Genomic DNA, 17707 nt, shown 5'->3' on the forward strand with positions numbered 1-17707 from the left:
CGAACAAAGTGAAGCAATTCAAATTTTCAATGACGCATCGTTCTGCTTCGCCAAGGCTTACAAAGACGAAATATATTCAGGGCATATGGCATTCCTTTGCCATGAAGTTTTTCTGAAATCCCCCTAATTCATCCTATTTTATATACGATAGCGAATTGGTGATTGCTAATTAATCGCCAGGAAGTCTTAATATTACGCTAATTTTTGCTCGGTATACTAACTTTTATCCTACGTAATTGTGGAGAATGAAAGTGTTTAAAAAATTTAGTCTTACTGCTTTTTTGCTCTCTGTGACTCTTAACGCCTATAGTTACAAATTTGATACGATCGTTACTTTTGGAGATAGTCTGTCAGACAATGGTAATTTATATACCTATTTAGGCCATTTCATTCCTAAATCGCCGCCTTATTATAAAGGACACTTTAGTAATGGCCCTGTTTGGGTCGAGAATCTTTATCAATCTTATTTTCCTAATGGGGCAACAGAGAACTTTCAGGATTTTGCGGTTGGAGGGGCTGGGGCTGTTCTTTCTTATGAAGAAAATTTACCTTATACCTTGGGTACTGAGATAGACGATTATCTGTACTTACATAACTACACCAATAAAAATAAAAGCCTCTTTATTATCTGGGTTGGTGCAAATAATTACTTAAATGGACCAACGAATGTTGAGGATATAACGAGCTCTGTGGTTAATGCTATTGGTAACGATACTCAATCGCTTATTGAGCATGGCGCAGTAATGATCTTAATGGTTAATTTGCCTGATCTGGGCAAAACGCCGTCGGCAATCAATGCGAATCGTCAAGAGCTGTTAACTGAATTAACTAATAAGCATAATGAAAAGTTATTAGCCAAGTATAATGAATTGAAAGAGCAGTATCCCAATACTAATATTGCTTATTTTGATGTGCATACCTTGTTTGAACAATTAATGAGTCAACCTCAGCAGTTTAATATTACTGACGTTACCCAACCTTGTTATGACGGGGGATATTCTTATAGGGCAATGCTTAATAATCCTTTATTATTAGATCATTACTTAACGGAGCAGGCAAAACAGCATAATATTGTATTAGATGAAAAAACAAAGCAGGCTATTCTTTCTAATCCCGTTCTTAAGGAAGCGATGGAAGTGAGCTATCATCAACAAACTCAGGCTAAATTTAACTCAATTCCTGATGCATGCACGGGGCATTTATTTTGGGATCATGTTCATCCCACTGCAGCTATTCACCAGTTGATTGCTCAATACGCAAAATCAACTCTTGATGAAGCAGGCTTTCAGGCAATCACTCAGTGATTGCCTGAAATAAGTTTACTCATCTGGCATGGATGGAGATTATTTTATTTTTCGTACGCTGACTTTGCGTCCTTTTAATGTTCCATGTTGTAAGTATTCATGAGCTCGGTCTGCCTGACTTCGATGAATTGCAACATAAGAATGAAAAGCCGTGATGTTAATTTTGCCAATCATTGATCCGGCTAACCCTGCATCTTTGGTTAATGCCCCTAAAATGTCTCCAGGACGAATTTTATCTTTTTTTCCGGAAGCCATGCATAAAGTGACCATTTCGGGTAATAATATGGTTTCATTTTCACTGTCTAATTCACTGCTTTTTCCCCAGGCTATTGGGTGGGGTAACCCCGCTTCAATAGCAACGACTCTCAGGGCGTCTGCAGGAGTAGTAATACTTAACGCCAAGCCTTTATTACCCGCGCGACCTGTTCGACCAATTCGATGAATATGTACGTCATGTTCAAAGGCAAGATCAAAATTGATTACTGCTGGCAATTCTTTAATATCAAGTCCTCGGGCAGCTACATCAGTAGCCACTAATAAGGAACAACTTTGATTGGCAAAACGCATGATGGCCATGTCCCGTTCAACCTGTTCCATATCACCATTTAAAGCTGCGGCACTAAAGCCAGTATGGATTAACTGATCAGTGACATCAGCGGTTTGTTGTTTGGTATTACAAAAAATTAAAGCCGAGCTTGGCTTATAGTGCAGAAGTAGCGATTTTAGCAAAGCAAATTTACTTCCCTGATTGGGTACCTCATAAAAGCGTTGTTCAATATCAAATTCTGCATGGGGCGTTTCAATAAGTACTTCCTGAGGATTAATCATAAACTGCTTGGATAATTTTTTGATTTCTTCCGGATAGGTAGCAGAAAAAAGCAGGGTTTGCCGTTTTTTGGGACAAGTCGAAATAATCGTTTTAATGTCATCAAAAAATCCCATATCCAGCATTCTATCTGCTTCATCCAAAACCAGAGTGCTTAGTTTTTCCAAGGTCAAGGAGCCTTTAATGAGATGCTTTTGAACTCGTCCAGGCGTTCCAACAATAATGTGAGCTCCATGTCTTAAAGAGTCCAATTGAGGTTTCATTGGGATACCGCCAGATAAATTAATGATTTTTACATTGGGCATGAAACAGGCCAGGCGGCGTAATGCCTGGCTTACTTGTTCAGCCAGTTCACGGGTCGGACAGAGAATTAATCCCTGAACAGCGAACCATTCAATCTTTAAATTATTTAATAATGAGAGTCCAAAAGCGGCCGTCTTTCCACTACCAGTTTTTGCCTGAGCAATAACATCTTCTTTTTTTAGCATTATCGGGAGGCTTTGTACTTGGATGGAGGTCATCACCTCATAATGAAGAGAGGCAAGACTTTTAAGTAATTCTTCACGTAAGGGTAAAGAAGAAAAAAAGTGTTGTTCTGCAGTGGTTTGACTGTTGGACTCGGACTGTTTCATTAGGGATCGCTTGTGTTTTATAATAAGTGCGTAGACTAACACTTTTTAGTTCAATTTTAAATCAATTTCAATGTTTCTTTACAGGAATTATTCGGATTTCATTACCCAATAACAATCGTGAGCGTAAAAAAATTGTAAAGTAATTCATTACAAATCTATTTCAATAATTCATCTTTGTTATTATTTATGCAATTAAATTTGAATAGAAATTTCTGGTGAGCAACTATGGCTGATTTAACTCCATTAAACCCATTAACTAAAAAACAAAGTCAAGATACAGTGGTTGAGCCCAAACTGATGGAAGACAGTCCTTTAAAGCTTAATATAAACAAATTAAATAAAGAAAAAGAAAAAAAAGATGCTGCTGAAGAAGCAGTAAAAGTACGTTGTAAGACCTGTTTTAAAGAAATATATCCTCAACGTAAATGTTTTGGACATGGCGGTGGCGGAGGCGGTGATAACGACGATGAACTCCAGGATGGTGAGAGCCAAGGATATGAGCCAGAACCTTTTGAAAATACGTCGTCCGCAGATCAGATAATTTCTGAGGAACTTCTCATCGATGAAGGAATAGAACTTCTCGGAGGTGCTGGTCAGCAAACTGAAGAAGAGCCTCAGTTTGATTTAGAGCGGATAATGGAATTAGTAGTCTTTAATAATGACAGCGGTAAAGGAATTTTAACCATTCGAGCTAAGCCAGGGCATTTAGTAGACGATGAAAAAGAAATTGAGGAATTTTTAAAAGCAATAGAAGCTGTCTTTGAGCAATTCAAGAGTGATTTGAAAAAGCAGGGTATTGCGGTTGATGATTTCACCTGTATTCACAATAAAAATGAGTTGATTATTCGTATTCCTGTGCCCAAGTATTTTGATGCGTTTATTCAAGATTTAACAGCTAAGAAGTTATTGCCAAGCGAGAATACAAAACAAAATGATCAGACTCCTAATGTGTCCTCCGGCCTTAACCCATTTGCTATAACTCCATGTCCTGCAATGAGTAAAAAAGAAGATTTGGAAGAGGCTCAGCGATCCGGTTTGTCTCCATTTTCTATGGAATTAAAACCAAAATTCACTATTGATTCATAAGAATTTGCAATTGTTTAATCAGATGTAGCTTGGGTGAAAGCGAGTATTGGTTATCTTCTCATCTTATCAAATGTCTTTAATTTGATTTTAAATAGATGTTTAATCTAATAAATTCAGAATACTTTTGGAAGGAAACAAAGTGCGTCATGAGTTTTCATGACGCACTTTAAAGAATTAGGCATGTAAGGTAAGACTGATGTAAGGACCGTGGAAATTGAAGCTGGTAGTTTCCACGCCCGCAACTTTTTGGCTTCCCTGAGCAAAATAGTTTCCGCGAATCATGTCCATGGCATCATTGTATTGGTTGACCTGATAGCCTCCCTCAACAGCCGCAAAACCATTACTGTTTTTAAAATGATACTTATAATCTATACCCAATTTGGCCGTGAAGCTATTCACTACCCGATCGCGCTCTGGAGACACATAAGTAACATAAATAGGGAAATTTAAAAAAGAATGAGCATCAATTCTTCCAACAATGGCTGCGTATTCAAAAGTACCTACCAAGCCAAAATTGCTATGTAGTAATGAGTAACGACCATCCATTCCAAGTAAAGGGCCTGCTCCTTTAAAATGACTAATCACATTTCCGGGTGCTAAAAAAGTAAAATCATGATTTAGTCGTGCGTAACGTACACCAACTTTGGGGCGAAGAGTAAACTGCCCTTGATAATCGATATAGGTTCTTCCCACTTTTAGATCAACCTGATCAACTCTATAACGTAATTGTGCGTCACTCACGAAGTTTCCGGCAGGAACAAAAGTTATATCTGGGAAAAATATAGCGCCAAAAGTGAGTGGACCACCAGAAAGACCATTTACAGCATGGTAATTATTATTTAAATATAAATAAGAAAGTTCAATATTATTTGCTGAGTCAGGAACATCATAACCTATTACAAAACCCGCGTTCCATTTTCCCTCTGGATCAACAGGCTTGCTAAGTGCTTCAAGACCAGCACCAGGAAGAGCGTATTGCCAGCTATCAGTAGCCATTCCAATCCCTGTTTCACTAGGGCGCAGATAGTATCCAGTTGCAGTACCGTAAAAGCCTCCTGGAGTGAGCATAGCGCACAGCGCTGACGAGCCTTCACATAAGCTGGGCTCTTTGGAAAGAGCAAGGGCGTTATCACAAGCTAGTAAACTTAATAGTAATGCTGGAGTTAAAGCATATTTCATTCACATCTCCTTATGTAAAAAAAAAATATAAAAAACAATTAATTACTTGACTGAATCTATCATATTTTTTTTATTGTTGCTATGTTTTATATGAGAAAAAATATTAAGCAATAGGGCAAAAAATGGGTCTCTCTCTATCTATTCTAAGTATTGGATATTATTGACTATTAATTCTATTATTTAATTACGGGCTCATGGGGTCATTTGCTTCACTAAGCAAAAGGATAAGAAACATGAACAAAACATATTCTTGCTGTATGGTATTGATTGCTTTTTTTGTCTCATCCCTGGCTCACGCTTTTAGTGATAGCTATGTCACTGACTGGGCTCAGAAGACATTAATCGAAACCTTGACAGTCAGTTACCTTACTACCCCAGAAGAAACTGAAGCAACACAAAAAAAATACTCTTTGGCCGCTTGGGAGCCTATGAGTGCCTTTTTTAATAAAGAACTCATTGTGATTGACCAACAAAAACTGAGCACTCACCCTAAGCCTCTCACCGAACCAACGATAACCAAGTTGACTAAGTGTATTAGTGATCAATGCTGGCGCGTTAATCAATCTTTTAATATTCCCGAGCTGCATATGAATATTGATTTTTCTCTGCTTTTGGTTACTGCTTCGCCTGGTGGATATTCACCTTTTTTGATTCAAAGTGTTGATATGAACGTGCATCGTTATTAATCCTGTTGAGTAGCATATCAGATCATACCTTCGTACTTAGTAAGAAAGGAGCTTCCTTGCCTTTTCTTCCAGGTTAATTATTTACTGGAAAAGATGCCTTTTCAGCATTCCTATAGTCTGGAAATGAGGCGTGCATGTGAGCAATTTTCCATAGCCCAGCTTGATGAGCGACGACTATAGTCCCGCGTAATTGTTCAAAAATATGTTGGGTTCCGTCGATGATGATTTTTGCAGTGCAAAGAGCTGCTGCCCATAAAGCATCATTAGCGGTTGGAACAACGGTCTCAATTTTAATTTCGCCTTGTTCTGATGTCCCAGAGCCTGGAAAAAATCAGAGCATAGCTCTTGAATCTTTGTTTTTAATGTCAGGGTGGGATGGTCTAAAGCTATTTTTATTGCCATAGGATTTACTGTCTATTATGCGCATAACCCAGCCATATTAGCATGTTGATTGTATCGTCTGGAAGTGGTTGGATTCAAATCGAAATTATGGGTATACCGGATTGATAATAGGTTGCTTTATTACTCTTTCTATTTCTTTTGCGACACGAATACCGCTTAAATAGGCGCCGTGGACTGTAGCCGGATCAGTTAAGGAAGTTGCTTCGCCGGCAAAAAATAAAAGATTGTTGACTGGTTTACTTATTATTTGATAGTTATCCATGGAAGCTCCAGGGGATAAATGGGAATAGGAGCCCAGGGCATAAGGATCATTATGCCAGCGTGTCATGACATAAGAAGAGGGCTCTGGAATATTTTTGCCATACATCATGCGCAGTTCTTGCATGATATTGTTTATAAGGTGCTGATCATCCATCTGTTCACAACATTCTGCCTGTTGACCGGCATTGAACACCAGAAGAATAGGAAGCTTTGAAAATTTATAATAATTCATTATATCCAGAACAGGGCGTTGGGTGGAGTCCGATTGAAGAAAGCCAATCCATTCTTTCTCTTTGTCCCAGAACACATGTTCAAAATAAAGAAATATTTTGTTGTAAGTACCCATCTTGATTTGTGAAAAAGCCACTGCTTTTTCATCAGGTAGAGGCGGGGAAAAAATAATTTTTTTTGCATGTAATAGGCTGACTGGTACGGTTACGATAACAGCTCGGGCAAAATAGTGTTGGTTCTGAGTATTAATTTCAATAAGGGAATGTTCGTGATTAATCCTGGTTACCACTTGATTTAATCGAATTGGAATATTCCGGGCTAATAAATCGGCCACTTGCATATAACCCTGTGGAAAAATGACTTGTTTTCCTGAAACCGGGCTGTTGCTATGAGACTTATGGACCTCTATTGAGAGTCGGTTCAAGTCATTAGCAAATTCATAAACATAACTGGAAATTACCTGGTACTTAAATATTTTTAATTGCTGTCCTTTCATTTGTTTTTTTTGAATATAAAGTTCAACAGCAGTGTTTAAAGTGATTTCTTTATCAGGTAGGCAATGAACAAACTTCTCAAAGTTTAATAGCAAAGAGATGGCTTTATCTATTTCTATTTGAGGTATCTTTTGACCCTTATCATCATAAAGATCCATGTCTGCCAGTTTTTGTTTTAAATTTTCGGAGTTATAAGAAGTAGGGATTGTTTTTATAGATGCCCGTTCTATTAATTTACTCACTGGATTATTATCAATACCATGGAGCCACGAAGCACCCAGATCTAACACAGAACCCCAAGGATTTACTGACCATACTCGACCACCAATTCGATCACGGGCCTCTAACAGGAGGACCTCATAATTTTTTTGATGCAGCTGTTGAGCAGCAGCCAGGCCTGAAATTCCAGCCCCGATAATAATAACATCATGAGTTTTGGTATTATTTTGAAAAGGAAAACCTATAGGTGCTGGAATAATTAATCTCCATAAATTTGGAGGATTTAAACATATTACATTTAGTAAAAATAAACTGCACTAGTTTATTTATTATTATTTTGTTGGCTCCTTTACTCTTATTCACTGCAATGTGATTTAAGCATTCAACATTTGCAAGATAAATTCAATTCTATTGCGGACCGAAACTTTGGGGACTTCAATCAGTTGATAACCACAAATTAAATGAGCTTCTTTAACAGCTTGATAGGTTTCTATAGCCTCTTGAAAATCCTGTTTACGCTCTGGGTCATGGCCATAAATTTCCACCCAGGGGGGAAAGATAAAAACCTTGGTGTTATAACGATACTGTTGTACCGCTTGAAATACGGAAGGGGGAATGTGATCACAAAAAGCATGGGAGTAGCCATATAAATCTGGAATACCCCGATCAAAAAAGACGGGTTGCGTGCTCGTTAGCATTTGTTCAAAATCTATAATAGATTGTTTCAGCATGAGATCACGAAAAGTATTTCTATTCCCATTATGAGTGGCATCGCCGCCATTTCGATTTTGTGTTTTGATGATTTCCCGAGCCACCTCTGGTACTACGGCATAACCTGATTTGCCTAGTTCATTTAATACAGAAGTTTTTCCCGCTCCAGGACCGCCAGTAAATAAGAAAAAATGAGGTTGGTTTATTATTTTCAATAGTTACACACTTATTAATCAGACCCAAAAATAAAAAAAGCTATCCCAATTTCCCCAACGCCCTAAACGACTCCCATCGTCCTGAACGATTCCCCATCGTCCCGAACGATTCCCCATCGTCCCGAACGATTCCCCATCGTCCCGAACGATTCTCCGTCATCCCGAACGAAGTGAGGGATCTCCTGATAGCAGCACAATCACTTTTCATTAAATATTCGAGGCTTATTTAAATAGATTTTTCTCTGCTGTTCGGGAAAACGCTCAATAGAATACCTGAGCATGGTTCTAGGCATTTGACCGGCGTATTGTTCAAGAAAATTGATGAGCTGATTTTGATCCTTCTTGCCTGCTTCGCGCAACATCCAACCTACTGCTTTGTGAATTAAGTCATGTTTATCATCAAGGAGTAATTTAGCAATCTTAAAAGTCCATTCCAGATCATTATTGCGAATAAAGTACAAGGTTGAAACAATAGCAATCCGCCTTTCCCAGAGGACTTGTGATTGAGCCAATGTTAATAACAGTTCTTTATTTTTTTGATGAAGATGAGCGCCAACGATGAAGGGGGCTGATGCATCAACCAAATTCCAGTTATTCACCTGGCTTAATTGACTTATATAAAACTGATAAATACGGTCTTTGACGAGTTCATCACCTTGTTTATATTGCTCTACCAAAATGAATAAAGCCATTAATCGCTCTTCATTATAGGGTGAATCTATTAGTGCTTTAATGCCTTCATGAGCTAAATTTTTATTACTTTTAGCTATTTTTCGAAGATCCGGAATGGTGATACCCAGGAATTTATCGTGCTCTGCATAATGTCCTGGCCCTGTCTTAAAAAAATAGCTTTGTTTTTCTTTAGGAACTTGAGCGTATTGCTGGAGAAGTGTTCTTATATCAGATATTTGATTCATTATTTATTTCGCCGTTCATGCTCGATAAGCCATTGTTTGCGGGCAATTCCGCCACCATAGCCGCCGAGATTTCCATTCAGATTTATAATTCTATGACAGGGAATTATAATAGCAAGCTGATTTGCTCCATTGGCATTGGCAACTGTTCTGAATGCAGATGGTTTTCCTATAGCTTCTGCTTGTTTGGAGTAACTTCGTGTTTCCCCATAAGGGATGTTTAATAATTTGTGCCAAGCTAGTTTTTGAAAAGGACTACCGAGAAGATGTATGGGTGTTACAAATTCTTTTAAGCTCCCCTCAAAGTAGGCATTAAGTTCCTTTTCAATCGAAGTAATAGGAGGGCTGCTTCCGGGAATAATTACTGATTTGGTTTTCTTTCGCAGTTTTTCTACCTCACGTTCCAAGCCTCTTCTATCCACAAATTCCAGAAGATATAAGGCATCTTCATCGGCTATGGCCAGCATTGGCCCCAAGCGTGTATCTAACCAGGATGCTTTGAGAACTGGATGATGCTGAGCGAAATTGCTGGGTGCTGCCCCCATAATTTTAGCAAAAGCATCTCTAAATCCGCTACTCGACTCATAACCCGTATTAACCTGCGCTTCAATTACTTCTTTACCTTCACGTATTTGTTTCATAGCAATACCCATTCGTCTTGCTCTGGCATATGCAACAAAAGTCATACCAAAGCGTTTTTTAAATTGTCTGCGTGCCGTTGATGCATCAATTGACAAGGATTCAAAATCGCTATTTTTCCATCTTTTTTCCGGATTGGCTTCAACTGCCTCCACTAAAGCACGTACTAAATCTGAAACATAGTTTGGATGAGACAAGGGGCGACAGCGAAGGCAGGGTCTATAGGAAGCAAGAAGCGCTTCTTGAGCTGTTTGAAAGAATTCACAATTTTCGAATTTTGGTTTTTTGGCAGGACATCCCGGTCGACAAAATATTCCTGTTGTTTTAACACCTACGTAAAAAACGCCTTCATAACGGCTGTCTTTATCAAGTAATGCCTGATAATACTCTTTTTGGATTGCTGTAGTTAACATAACTGTCTCGATAACAATTTTGGGAATCAACTCTATGGTTTAACTATAGCGAAATTTTAAAAAAGAGCGGCCGAAATTCAGGCATTGAATTTTTTAGTTAACTATTTTATTAAATCTAAGAGAGGTAAATGAATGTCTCTATCTCTAGTGGCCAATGCATTAGAAAATAGTATGGAGTTTTTCATTATTCTTCTCGACTTTGGGGCTTTCAACAAGGATTTCTTCCAGCACCGCCATACATTGAATCGATCTTTTGCCAGAGATGTTGTTATCAGGAAAAAAACTAACTTTGCCTGCAGAGCCAAACAGACGCATATTGTCTTGTTTCCACTGTGTTAACGTTTCTGAAGTGTTGCCTTTTTGAGACTCCAGACGGGCAATTAAATCACTGAGAGCGGCTATTCGGTCGCTTAGAGCGATGCGGTCATTAAATTTAAATTGACCACTGATTCTAAAGTTGACAGACAATCGTCTGCGTATTTCATCAAAGGGTACATTGCTTTTATAGTTGACAGACAATAGTCTACGTATTTCGTCTTGGATCACAAAAATAGCTCTGGCTTTGGGCTGCAGGGATTGATAAATTTGCATAGTATTGACACCTGCTGGTAGCTGCTGCTGGAGTAAAGCTATTTGTGCTTCAACAGGTAAGCAATCATAAGACTCGGAGAAATCCTGCATAAAAGGAATGAATTTCATTTTCGCTTGTTTTATAGCCCGATTCCTTTTTAGTAAATTTTCCACCAAGGATTTTCTCGGTTCATCTTCTTTGAGTCTATCCAAGTTATGAATCGTAGTTAAAGTATAGTCGGTCTCTAAATAGTTCAGCAGGGTGGTCATAATGATTTCGTGCACCCTTGTACATTCAGGTAAACTAAACTCCCGGGGGGATTGGGAGAGAAGTAAGGCCTCCTTTAGACACGTTATATTGCCAGACCAGGCGGCATAGTGAGTTATGTCACATCCATCATTATCAGGCACTGTTAATAGTTCAGGACAGTATTTTTTTACCCAGTGCAAAGCATCCATATTACCAGGACCACAAGCAAAGAGAGCTATAGAGCATCGATCTTTATCGATTACCGATAACAGTTCAGGGCAGTTTTCTTTTATCCACCGCAGGGCATCGACATTGTCGGATTTTGCAGCAAAATGAGCTATGGTACATCCATCTTTATCAGTTACTGATAATAGTTCAGGACAGTTTTCTTTTATCCACTGCAAGGCCTCTAAATTATTGGACATTGCAACATAGTGGGCTATGGTGTATCCATATTTATTAATTTTAAATAGATCCAGACCATTATCTCTTGCCCAATTTAAGGCCGCTATACAGCCAGACCAGGCAGCAAAATGAAGGGCGGTATTTTCTAAACCATCTTTTTTTAATTGATGTGACTCTAGTGCCGCCACTGCAGTAGGATCAGGGCAAAAAAACAATAAAGGCCAAGTTTCAGTTATAGTGACCTGAGGAACAAAAAATTGCATGGGTAATGAAAAAGTTTTATAAGCTTTCTGATAGTCCAAGTCTTCGGGAATGAGCTTAGGGTTTACGCCTAGGCTTAAAAATAAAATCCTATAGCTGAGTTGTGGTTTTATAGGAAGCTCTCTATTTTCCTGCATAGGCGTATCTCATCTCGTGCTTTTCCATTACATTACTGCTGACGATAAAGTGAATAATACAGTTAATTTAATTTAATCAAATGGTTACTGTTATTGATGTTATCCACTAGAAATGATTTTTGCAACTAAGTGGTTCTCATAGCATTTTATTGAAACCATTTTTTTGCGTATAACTACAAATTTAAAAAGGGTGTCAACTCTGCTCTTTAATGATTGGCGAAAATAGAAGACTATGTCTTTACTTTACTATAGCATTCAGGTGCTTTTATTTCTCCGTGAAGAGGAAGCCTTATCTCCGCCATACCACACTCATCCGTTTTAAAAAAAGCAATGCCCAGAGAATTCATAGTGGCTAGTGTTTTAGCATGGGGAAAATGAAAACGATTATCAAAACCCAAGGAAGCAATAGCATAGCGAGGCGCTACTTCAAGTAAAAATCGATACGAGGACGAGGTTTTACTTCCATGATGCGGGACAATTAACACTTCAGATGCCAGTTGATTGCCATAAGCTCTCACTAGATAGTCCTCCCCCATTTTTTCTATATCACCAGTTAATAAGACCCGCCCATTTACGTTTCTTACTTGTAAAATGCAGGAGTTATTATTTTTGTCTTGAAAAGGCTCGTGTATGGGTAAAAAGCGAAAAGATACCCCATCCCATTGCCATTTTGGATAATCATGGCAATTAACACCATGATCATAATAACGAGGATTATTGACTAATAGCTCGTTCACTTTAATTCCCGATTCGATGGATTTCAATCCGCCACGATGATCTTTATCGGGATGGCTAATCACTATTTTATCAATCTTTTTTACGCCAATAGCCTGGTAAAAAGGTAAAATAACCATGGTTCCCATGTCACTCCCTTGAAAAAACTGATCTCCTGTATCATAAAGTAATACATGATTTTGGGTCTGAATGGTTACCGCCAGGCCTTGTCCTACATCTAAAACACGAATCAGAGCTTCTCCTGCGGGAATTAAAGTCCGTGGTGGGAAAAGAGGAATAAGAAGCCAGAGTACGGCCAGATATTTGAATGGTTTGACGGGTAATAAAACCCACATGAGTAAAGCTCCCATTAACGACAGCACTAAAGCAAGCCAATTAATAGACCAGGTTATATTGAGAGCAGCTAAGTGTTCTGTCCAGATTAATCCTTTAAATAATAAAGCAATGAGCCAGGACAAGGGTTTCATCAACATCCAGGACCAGTTAAAAGAACTGACACACAGGGTCATCAAAGCCAGCGGCACAATGAGCAAACCGACTAAGGGAATAGCAAATAAATTGGCAAAGAAGCCATTAATCGAGCCATAAGAAAACCAATAGAGGGTTAGAGGCATCAAACCAATTAAACAACTTAATTGCAAAGCCAGACTTCCTTTATACCCCTTAAATCGCCAGCGTTGCTGGGTTAATAGTAAACAGGCCACAGCCAGAAAAGAGAAATAAAATCCTTGCATAAAAACGGCATGCGGTTCGAGAGTCAACACACCAAATAAGGCATAACGCCACACCTGCCAGCAAGTAAAACGCTGTTTTCCTAAACAATATACGGTATAAAAAAAGCATCCTATTAAAGCCCTTTGTACAGGTGGTTCAAATCCAGCTAAAAAGGCATAAAGCAGGGCTGCAATTAATCCACCCATGCTCGCTACAGAAAGAGCCGGAGCCCATAAACAACAACGACTGCTTCGGGACCATAACCATCTAAGAATTGCAGTAACAAGCCCCGATATCAGAGCGATATGTTCCCCGGAAATACCAAATAAATGGATGGTGCCGGTCCGTCTGAACAGATTCCAGTTTTCCTGACTAATATGGGTCGTTAAATTTAAGGTTAATGCCTCTATAATTCCTGCTGTTTGTTTCTCTGGGGCTAATTGGGCAAGTGTATTTCCTAATCGTTCGCGAAGTTGTAACCAATTGAATGATGGAGGAGGGGCGGTTAATAATTTATTGTTTTTAGAACGAATATAACCTGTCCAAACGATATGACGTTTGCTAAGGGAATTAACGTAATCATAGCTGCCAGGATTAAGAAAATTCCGCGGCCTTTTAATTTTTACATTAAATTGCCAGCGTTGTCCTGCATGTAAAGGAGGAGCTTTACTATACCAGGCTAATTGCAATAAACCATGGGCTGGATGACCATTCATTTTGTCGAGGGCAAAATAAAATTGGGTTTTATTGATGTTTTGTACTGGAATGGAGGCGATGGTTCCTTGTAATAAGGCCTGATGAATTACAGGAGTATCAGGTATTCCTTTGGGCAATACATGATATTGGTGAATCCAGGCGATTAATACGCCAAGGATAAATAACAGAATAATCGGATATCTTGGGGTGATAAAAAAGATTAATAAAGTTGCTAAGGGAATATAGTGATTGGAGGTATATAGATAAAGTATACCCATTAAAAAGCAAAAAATTTCCATTTTATTTTTTAGTTGGACTATCCGTTACGCGGCAATGTAAGGGAAATTTCCATTTTAAGCAAGCATCAGGGTTAACGAGCAGTTGATTCCTAGGGGGAATTAGGTTCTGGTTTTTCGGGAGTATAATCTTCAATCACTGTGAATTCTGCTAATCGAGAAACTATTACCTCGTCTGAATTATTTTTTGAGGAATTAAAATAATTACAGAGTAAATAGGCAATACGGGAAACCAAACGATGAGAAGACATGACAGAAAGGTGCCCGTGACGATCAAAAATGGTTAGCGATTTTGGATATTTATCAACATATTCCTTAATAAACCCTGAATCTCTCAGAACAATGGCATCTTCTGTGGCAATGAAAAAATGATAGTTACCGGTTGCATTCTCCATTATTCTTTCCTTAAGGAGGGTCAGAAACTCACTATCAATTTCCATTTCTTTCACTGAATCTGAAAACCATGATAATGGTTTGAGCGCAAGGTAAGAACCATTAAATGGTGTACCTACTGTCACGATGAGAAGAACTTCGATGCCAGCTAATTTTGCTAGGAATTCTGCAAAATAGGAAGCAACCAATCCTCCTCTGGAGTGAGCAATTAAAATGACCCGTTTGTGGTTATTGGCTATTATTTTATCTCTCAGTTGCTCAGCAAAATACTTGATACTTTTTCCTTGATAACGTTGATCAAAGGCAAGTAAATTCAGAGAATAAATTTCCTCAGGAAGATTTGATTCAATTAAACGTTCGGCAACCCGTGTAAATGCTCCGGAGTGATCAAATGTCCCATGAATGAAATAAACAGCAGTCTCCTGGTCTTGATTTTGTTCGTTTATGTAGGAAGGATTCTGATAGGATTGATCACCGGAAGGTGAGGTTATCCAATAATAAGTATGAGAAAAAATTCCTGTAGTAGCGATAGGTTGCTTTGCTTTTACTATTTCAAAACTCCGGTTCCACATAGATAAATTCCTTTTTATTGGTATTAATTTTTAATATTGCCATGCCTGGCTACAAATGGGGAATCTAATTAAATGAAAATTTTTACTTTAAGCAACGATTGAAAATAAAATTATCCTATGTGATGATCGAACGGCGCGGGTGTAGTTCAATGGTAGAACTGAAGCTTCCCAAGCTTCCAGCGTGGGTTCGATTCCCATCACCCGCTTTCCTATAGATTGATTCTAATGAGATAACTGCATTTTAAATTGAAAGGTTTGCCATGCATTCAACCGAAACCCACTCATTTGAGACAACTGACCAACTCGAAAAATGGTGGCGAAACAGTTTTTTGACACGCTTGATCGCAAAATCTATACGTGATTTATCATCGTATTCAGACTGCCAAACGCTTGGAAACTCGCAAGAAGCGAATAAAGGAGATGATAGCCCAACTGGCGCGTTGCGAAGTATGGCACAGTTAATTTAATCTACGGAATAAAAACCTTGATTACGCTATGCTCCATCAAGGCTACACTTGCTAAATTTAATGCTCCACTTTATTTGAAAATACACAAGAAAAAATTGGAGAGTCAGAATTTTTTATTGGGCAGGTAAATGAAACACCAATAGGCTCCCCTATGTTTTCAGATGTTATTATCCGAAATTTAACCGCTCCACCACCCGCAGCTGTGCAGACTTTTTCAAGACTATGATAAACATTATTGCTGTCTTTCGTTTGGCCAGCTTTAGTAAAAGCTTCTTGACATGGAGCGGGTTGATTATCCACAGGTACTAGTATGACATTTGTTGGTCTAGCCGGTTGCTTGTTTACGTTATCATTTTTTTTAAAATAGAAAAAAAGAAGGTCAATTAATATACTCCAAACTAAAAAAATACCTACATAGGTAGAAAATGACTTGTTTCTAATTTCTGGAAACATCGTATTTAGAATCCTGTTAAAATGCTTATTATAAAACATCCACCTACATTTAAAACAAATACTCTGATTATTTACAACTGATAATTAATTTAAATTAATGGGAATAATAATTAAAACGCGAGTTGAACCCAAAGACTTATCTCTCTTAAGTATCTACTATCTATTAAGTAAACTGGGCCACCTGAAGTATGTAGCCCATATTCGAAGCGATTGAAGAATGACCTAATTTAACTACAAGCAAATAAACTTGCAGATTTAGAGGCACCTGTATAAGTACATAAACCAAAGAAGTTATCTGCATTTCCGTTATTGGGTTGTACTTTATCATAAAAGCCGAAATAGTAACTATCAAAATTATCTTGAGAAGCTCGCCCTAACCAGTAGGAATAATAGGTGATTTCTTGCGGCAGGGTGGCATTGGGGTTTTGCGGAGGGATATTACCTTGGCTTGCCCATCCTTCCTCAGTAACAACCACACGCACGTCATTGGGTAGGCCGTTACTAGTACTGTAGGCATTCCTCACTGCTTGAAGGCGGTTAGAAAATTCTGTTGCTGATGGAGCGGCAGGTTGTTGTGCACTCCAGAAGGGATAAATATTAGCACCGACGAAGTTTAGCCTTTTGATAATCCCATAAGGATCGTTGCCAGGATAATTGCTTGCTAATGCCAGCAATGCTCCATCTTGCTGAGCAGTACCCACCGGAACAGTTGAACCCAGAGCTGCTTGTATGGTTTGAATATCAGTTGCTATTCGCTGCTGAATTTGGGTATTAGGAACTGTAAATGTATAATCGTAAATATCCTCATTCCCAACCGCGATACCTACTATGCAACCGGGGTTATTCTTTACACTACTAATTGCACTTTGAACTTGTCCTTGAGTCCACTGCGCACATTGTGAATTATCAGAACATCCGTCAGATGGTTGAAATTCATAAATACCTAGCATTAATTTTAACCCCATGGGACATGCGATAGCCGCAAGATTAGTTTGTTGTCCGCTAAATGTACTTGCAACCGAGATGAACGTTTTAACAACAGTTAAGCCATTCCTTTTTATTTGTTGGAAGTCATTGGTCATCGATTGAGCCATACCTGGTTGATTATTGCTTTGTTGCGCTTGAAGATAGGCTGGGCTATGCGCAGGATCATAATTAATACCGCGAATAGGTGCCAAGGTCGTTTTATAAGTTGCACAGGTGGCCTGGCCAATCCCATTGAGGCACATTTCAAGTGTCATAGGGCCAGCACTACCTTGGATTCCAATGGTGTTATGCGATGCATTATAACTTGCAGGGAAGATACAATGCCCACCATTTCCGGTTGCTCCAGGACAAAATATTTTTTGTCCGCTGGTTATTTTAATACCCGCATTCGAGTAGTTGCCATTTACTGAGGCAGTTTTAATATTAAATACCATTCCCTTTGTTTGAAGGTTAAAAAACTCTCCATAGGCAAAAGATGCTGATGAATAGAGCGTAATGAGAAGAGCTGTTGTTTTAAGCATGGTTTGCATTTTTGTCCTTAAATATTCTAAGAAAAGGG

Annotated in this window: 17 protein-coding genes and 1 tRNA gene; 6 read left to right on the forward strand and 12 right to left on the reverse strand. The window is 38.6% G+C overall.

Translation table 11 applies throughout. The features are described from left to right. Window positions 1–251: 251 nt before the first annotated feature. On the forward strand, window positions 252–1304 hold the full coding sequence (locus tag LOX96_RS14435) for an SGNH/GDSL hydrolase family protein (protein ID WP_250423422.1): 1053 nt from the start codon (window positions 252–254) through the stop codon (window positions 1302–1304). 39 nt (window positions 1305–1343) lie between these two features. Here LOX96_RS14435 and dbpA read toward each other — a convergent pair whose 3' ends face one another. Beyond that, window positions 1344–2762, reverse strand: coding sequence for an ATP-dependent RNA helicase DbpA (gene dbpA / locus LOX96_RS14440; RefSeq protein WP_250423423.1), 1419 nt, complete (start codon window positions 2760–2762; stop codon window positions 1344–1346). Window positions 2763–2987: 225 nt separating this feature from the next. On the opposite strand from dbpA, the gene LOX96_RS14445 reads away from it, so the two are divergent. Beyond that, window positions 2988–3848, forward strand: a complete 861-nt coding sequence (locus LOX96_RS14445) for a hypothetical protein (protein ID WP_250423424.1) — start codon at window positions 2988–2990, stop codon at window positions 3846–3848. A 174-nt stretch (window positions 3849–4022) separates the two neighbouring features. Here the strand turns inward: LOX96_RS14445 and LOX96_RS14450 are convergent, their stop codons facing one another. Beyond that, window positions 4023–5027 carry an Lpg1974 family pore-forming outer membrane protein gene (locus LOX96_RS14450; RefSeq protein ID WP_250423425.1) on the reverse strand — a complete coding sequence of 335 codons (1005 nt, stop codon included), beginning with the start codon at window positions 5025–5027 and terminating at the stop codon, window positions 4023–4025. 233 nt (window positions 5028–5260) lie between these two features. Between LOX96_RS14450 and LOX96_RS14455 the strand changes: the two genes are divergently transcribed. Beyond that, the gene (locus tag LOX96_RS14455; RefSeq protein WP_250423426.1) at window positions 5261–5713 is read left to right on the forward strand and encodes a hypothetical protein; all 453 of its coding nucleotides are present in this window, start codon (window positions 5261–5263) and stop codon (window positions 5711–5713) included. A 73-nt stretch (window positions 5714–5786) separates the two neighbouring features. Here LOX96_RS14455 and LOX96_RS17725 read toward each other — a convergent pair whose 3' ends face one another. Next, the gene (locus tag LOX96_RS17725) at window positions 5787–6008 is read right to left on the reverse strand and encodes a nuclear transport factor 2 family protein (RefSeq protein WP_431606649.1); all 222 of its coding nucleotides are present in this window, start codon (window positions 6006–6008) and stop codon (window positions 5787–5789) included. On the opposite strand from LOX96_RS17725, the gene LOX96_RS14460 reads away from it, so the two are divergent. Continuing rightward, window positions 5932–6117 carry a hypothetical protein gene (locus tag LOX96_RS14460; RefSeq protein ID WP_250423429.1) on the forward strand — a complete coding sequence of 62 codons (186 nt, stop codon included), beginning with the start codon at window positions 5932–5934 and terminating at the stop codon, window positions 6115–6117. The two genes, LOX96_RS17725 and LOX96_RS14460, sit on opposite strands and share 77 nt — an antisense overlap. A gap of 83 nt (window positions 6118–6200) precedes the next feature. On the opposite strand, the gene LOX96_RS14465 is transcribed toward LOX96_RS14460, so the two are convergent. The 7 genes from LOX96_RS14465 to LOX96_RS14495 form a co-directional block, all read right to left on the reverse strand. Continuing rightward, window positions 6201–7613 (reverse strand): flavin monoamine oxidase family protein, encoded by a 1413-nt coding sequence (locus LOX96_RS14465; RefSeq protein ID WP_348645856.1) that lies wholly within the window; start codon window positions 7611–7613, stop codon window positions 6201–6203. A gap of 81 nt (window positions 7614–7694) precedes the next feature. Further along, window positions 7695–8246: an AAA family ATPase gene (locus LOX96_RS14470; protein ID WP_250423431.1), complete on the reverse strand. Its 552-nt coding sequence runs from the start codon at window positions 8244–8246 to the stop codon at window positions 7695–7697. A 197-nt stretch (window positions 8247–8443) separates the two neighbouring features. After that, window positions 8444–9163 (reverse strand): DNA alkylation repair protein, encoded by a 720-nt coding sequence (locus LOX96_RS14475; protein WP_250423436.1) that lies wholly within the window; start codon window positions 9161–9163, stop codon window positions 8444–8446. Continuing rightward, the gene (locus tag LOX96_RS14480; protein WP_250423439.1) at window positions 9163–10212 is read right to left on the reverse strand and encodes a bifunctional transcriptional activator/DNA repair enzyme AdaA; all 1050 of its coding nucleotides are present in this window, start codon (window positions 10210–10212) and stop codon (window positions 9163–9165) included. The genes LOX96_RS14475 and LOX96_RS14480 overlap by 1 nt, the downstream gene beginning before the upstream one ends. A gap of 159 nt (window positions 10213–10371) precedes the next feature. Next, window positions 10372–11835 (reverse strand): ankyrin repeat domain-containing protein, encoded by a 1464-nt coding sequence (locus tag LOX96_RS14485; protein ID WP_250423443.1) that lies wholly within the window; start codon window positions 11833–11835, stop codon window positions 10372–10374. A 230-nt stretch (window positions 11836–12065) separates the two neighbouring features. Continuing rightward, window positions 12066–14279: a DNA internalization-related competence protein ComEC/Rec2 gene (locus tag LOX96_RS14490; RefSeq protein ID WP_250423446.1), complete on the reverse strand. Its 2214-nt coding sequence runs from the start codon at window positions 14277–14279 to the stop codon at window positions 12066–12068. A gap of 89 nt (window positions 14280–14368) precedes the next feature. Beyond that, a complete protein-coding gene (locus LOX96_RS14495; RefSeq protein WP_250423447.1) occupies window positions 14369–15241 on the reverse strand; it encodes an esterase/lipase family protein in 873 nt (290 codons plus the stop codon). Window positions 15242–15376: 135 nt separating this feature from the next. Between LOX96_RS14495 and LOX96_RS14500 the strand changes: the two genes are divergently transcribed. Further along, a tRNA-Gly gene (locus LOX96_RS14500) sits at window positions 15377–15447 on the forward strand. 151 nt (window positions 15448–15598) lie between these two features. Further along, entirely contained in the window at window positions 15599–15703 is a 105-nt protein-coding gene (locus LOX96_RS17730) for a YdeI/OmpD-associated family protein (protein ID WP_431606646.1), read from the forward strand. A 62-nt stretch (window positions 15704–15765) separates the two neighbouring features. On the opposite strand, the gene LOX96_RS14505 is transcribed toward LOX96_RS17730, so the two are convergent. After that, entirely contained in the window at window positions 15766–16161 is a 396-nt protein-coding gene (locus tag LOX96_RS14505; protein WP_250423448.1) for a hypothetical protein, read from the reverse strand. A gap of 227 nt (window positions 16162–16388) precedes the next feature. Further along, entirely contained in the window at window positions 16389–17678 is a 1290-nt protein-coding gene (locus tag LOX96_RS14510) for a hypothetical protein (RefSeq protein ID WP_250423449.1), read from the reverse strand. Between the last annotated feature and the right edge of the window lie 29 nt (window positions 17679–17707).

Source organism: Legionella maioricensis (assembly GCF_023618015.1).
In the GTDB taxonomy this organism is placed as follows: domain Bacteria; phylum Pseudomonadota; class Gammaproteobacteria; order Legionellales; family Legionellaceae; genus Legionella; species Legionella maioricensis.

Excerpts from the sequence above, each read along its gene's own strand:
- LOX96_RS14505 (WP_250423448.1), bottom strand. The coding sequence starts at position 16,161 with ATGTTTCCAGAAATTAGAAACAAGTCATTTTCTACCTATGTAGGTATT.
- LOX96_RS14475 (WP_250423436.1), bottom strand. The coding sequence starts at position 9,163 with ATGAATCAAATATCTGATATAAGAACACTTCTCCAGCAATACGCTCAA.
- LOX96_RS14450 (WP_250423425.1), bottom strand. The coding sequence starts at position 5,027 with ATGAAATATGCTTTAACTCCAGCATTACTATTAAGTTTACTAGCTTGT.
- LOX96_RS14460 (WP_250423429.1), top strand. The coding sequence starts at position 5,932 with ATGATGATTTTTGCAGTGCAAAGAGCTGCTGCCCATAAAGCATCATTA.
- LOX96_RS14510 (WP_250423449.1), bottom strand. The coding sequence starts at position 17,678 with ATGCAAACCATGCTTAAAACAACAGCTCTTCTCATTACGCTCTATTCA.
- LOX96_RS14445 (WP_250423424.1), top strand. The coding sequence starts at position 2,988 with ATGGCTGATTTAACTCCATTAAACCCATTAACTAAAAAACAAAGTCAA.
- dbpA (WP_250423423.1), bottom strand. The coding sequence starts at position 2,762 with ATGAAACAGTCCGAGTCCAACAGTCAAACCACTGCAGAACAACACTTT.
- LOX96_RS14490 (WP_250423446.1), bottom strand. The coding sequence starts at position 14,279 with ATGGAAATTTTTTGCTTTTTAATGGGTATACTTTATCTATATACCTCC.
- LOX96_RS14455 (WP_250423426.1), top strand. The coding sequence starts at position 5,261 with ATGAACAAAACATATTCTTGCTGTATGGTATTGATTGCTTTTTTTGTC.
- LOX96_RS14480 (WP_250423439.1), bottom strand. The coding sequence starts at position 10,212 with ATGTTAACTACAGCAATCCAAAAAGAGTATTATCAGGCATTACTTGAT.
- LOX96_RS14485 (WP_250423443.1), bottom strand. The coding sequence starts at position 11,835 with ATGCAGGAAAATAGAGAGCTTCCTATAAAACCACAACTCAGCTATAGG.
- LOX96_RS14495 (WP_250423447.1), bottom strand. The coding sequence starts at position 15,241 with ATGTGGAACCGGAGTTTTGAAATAGTAAAAGCAAAGCAACCTATCGCT.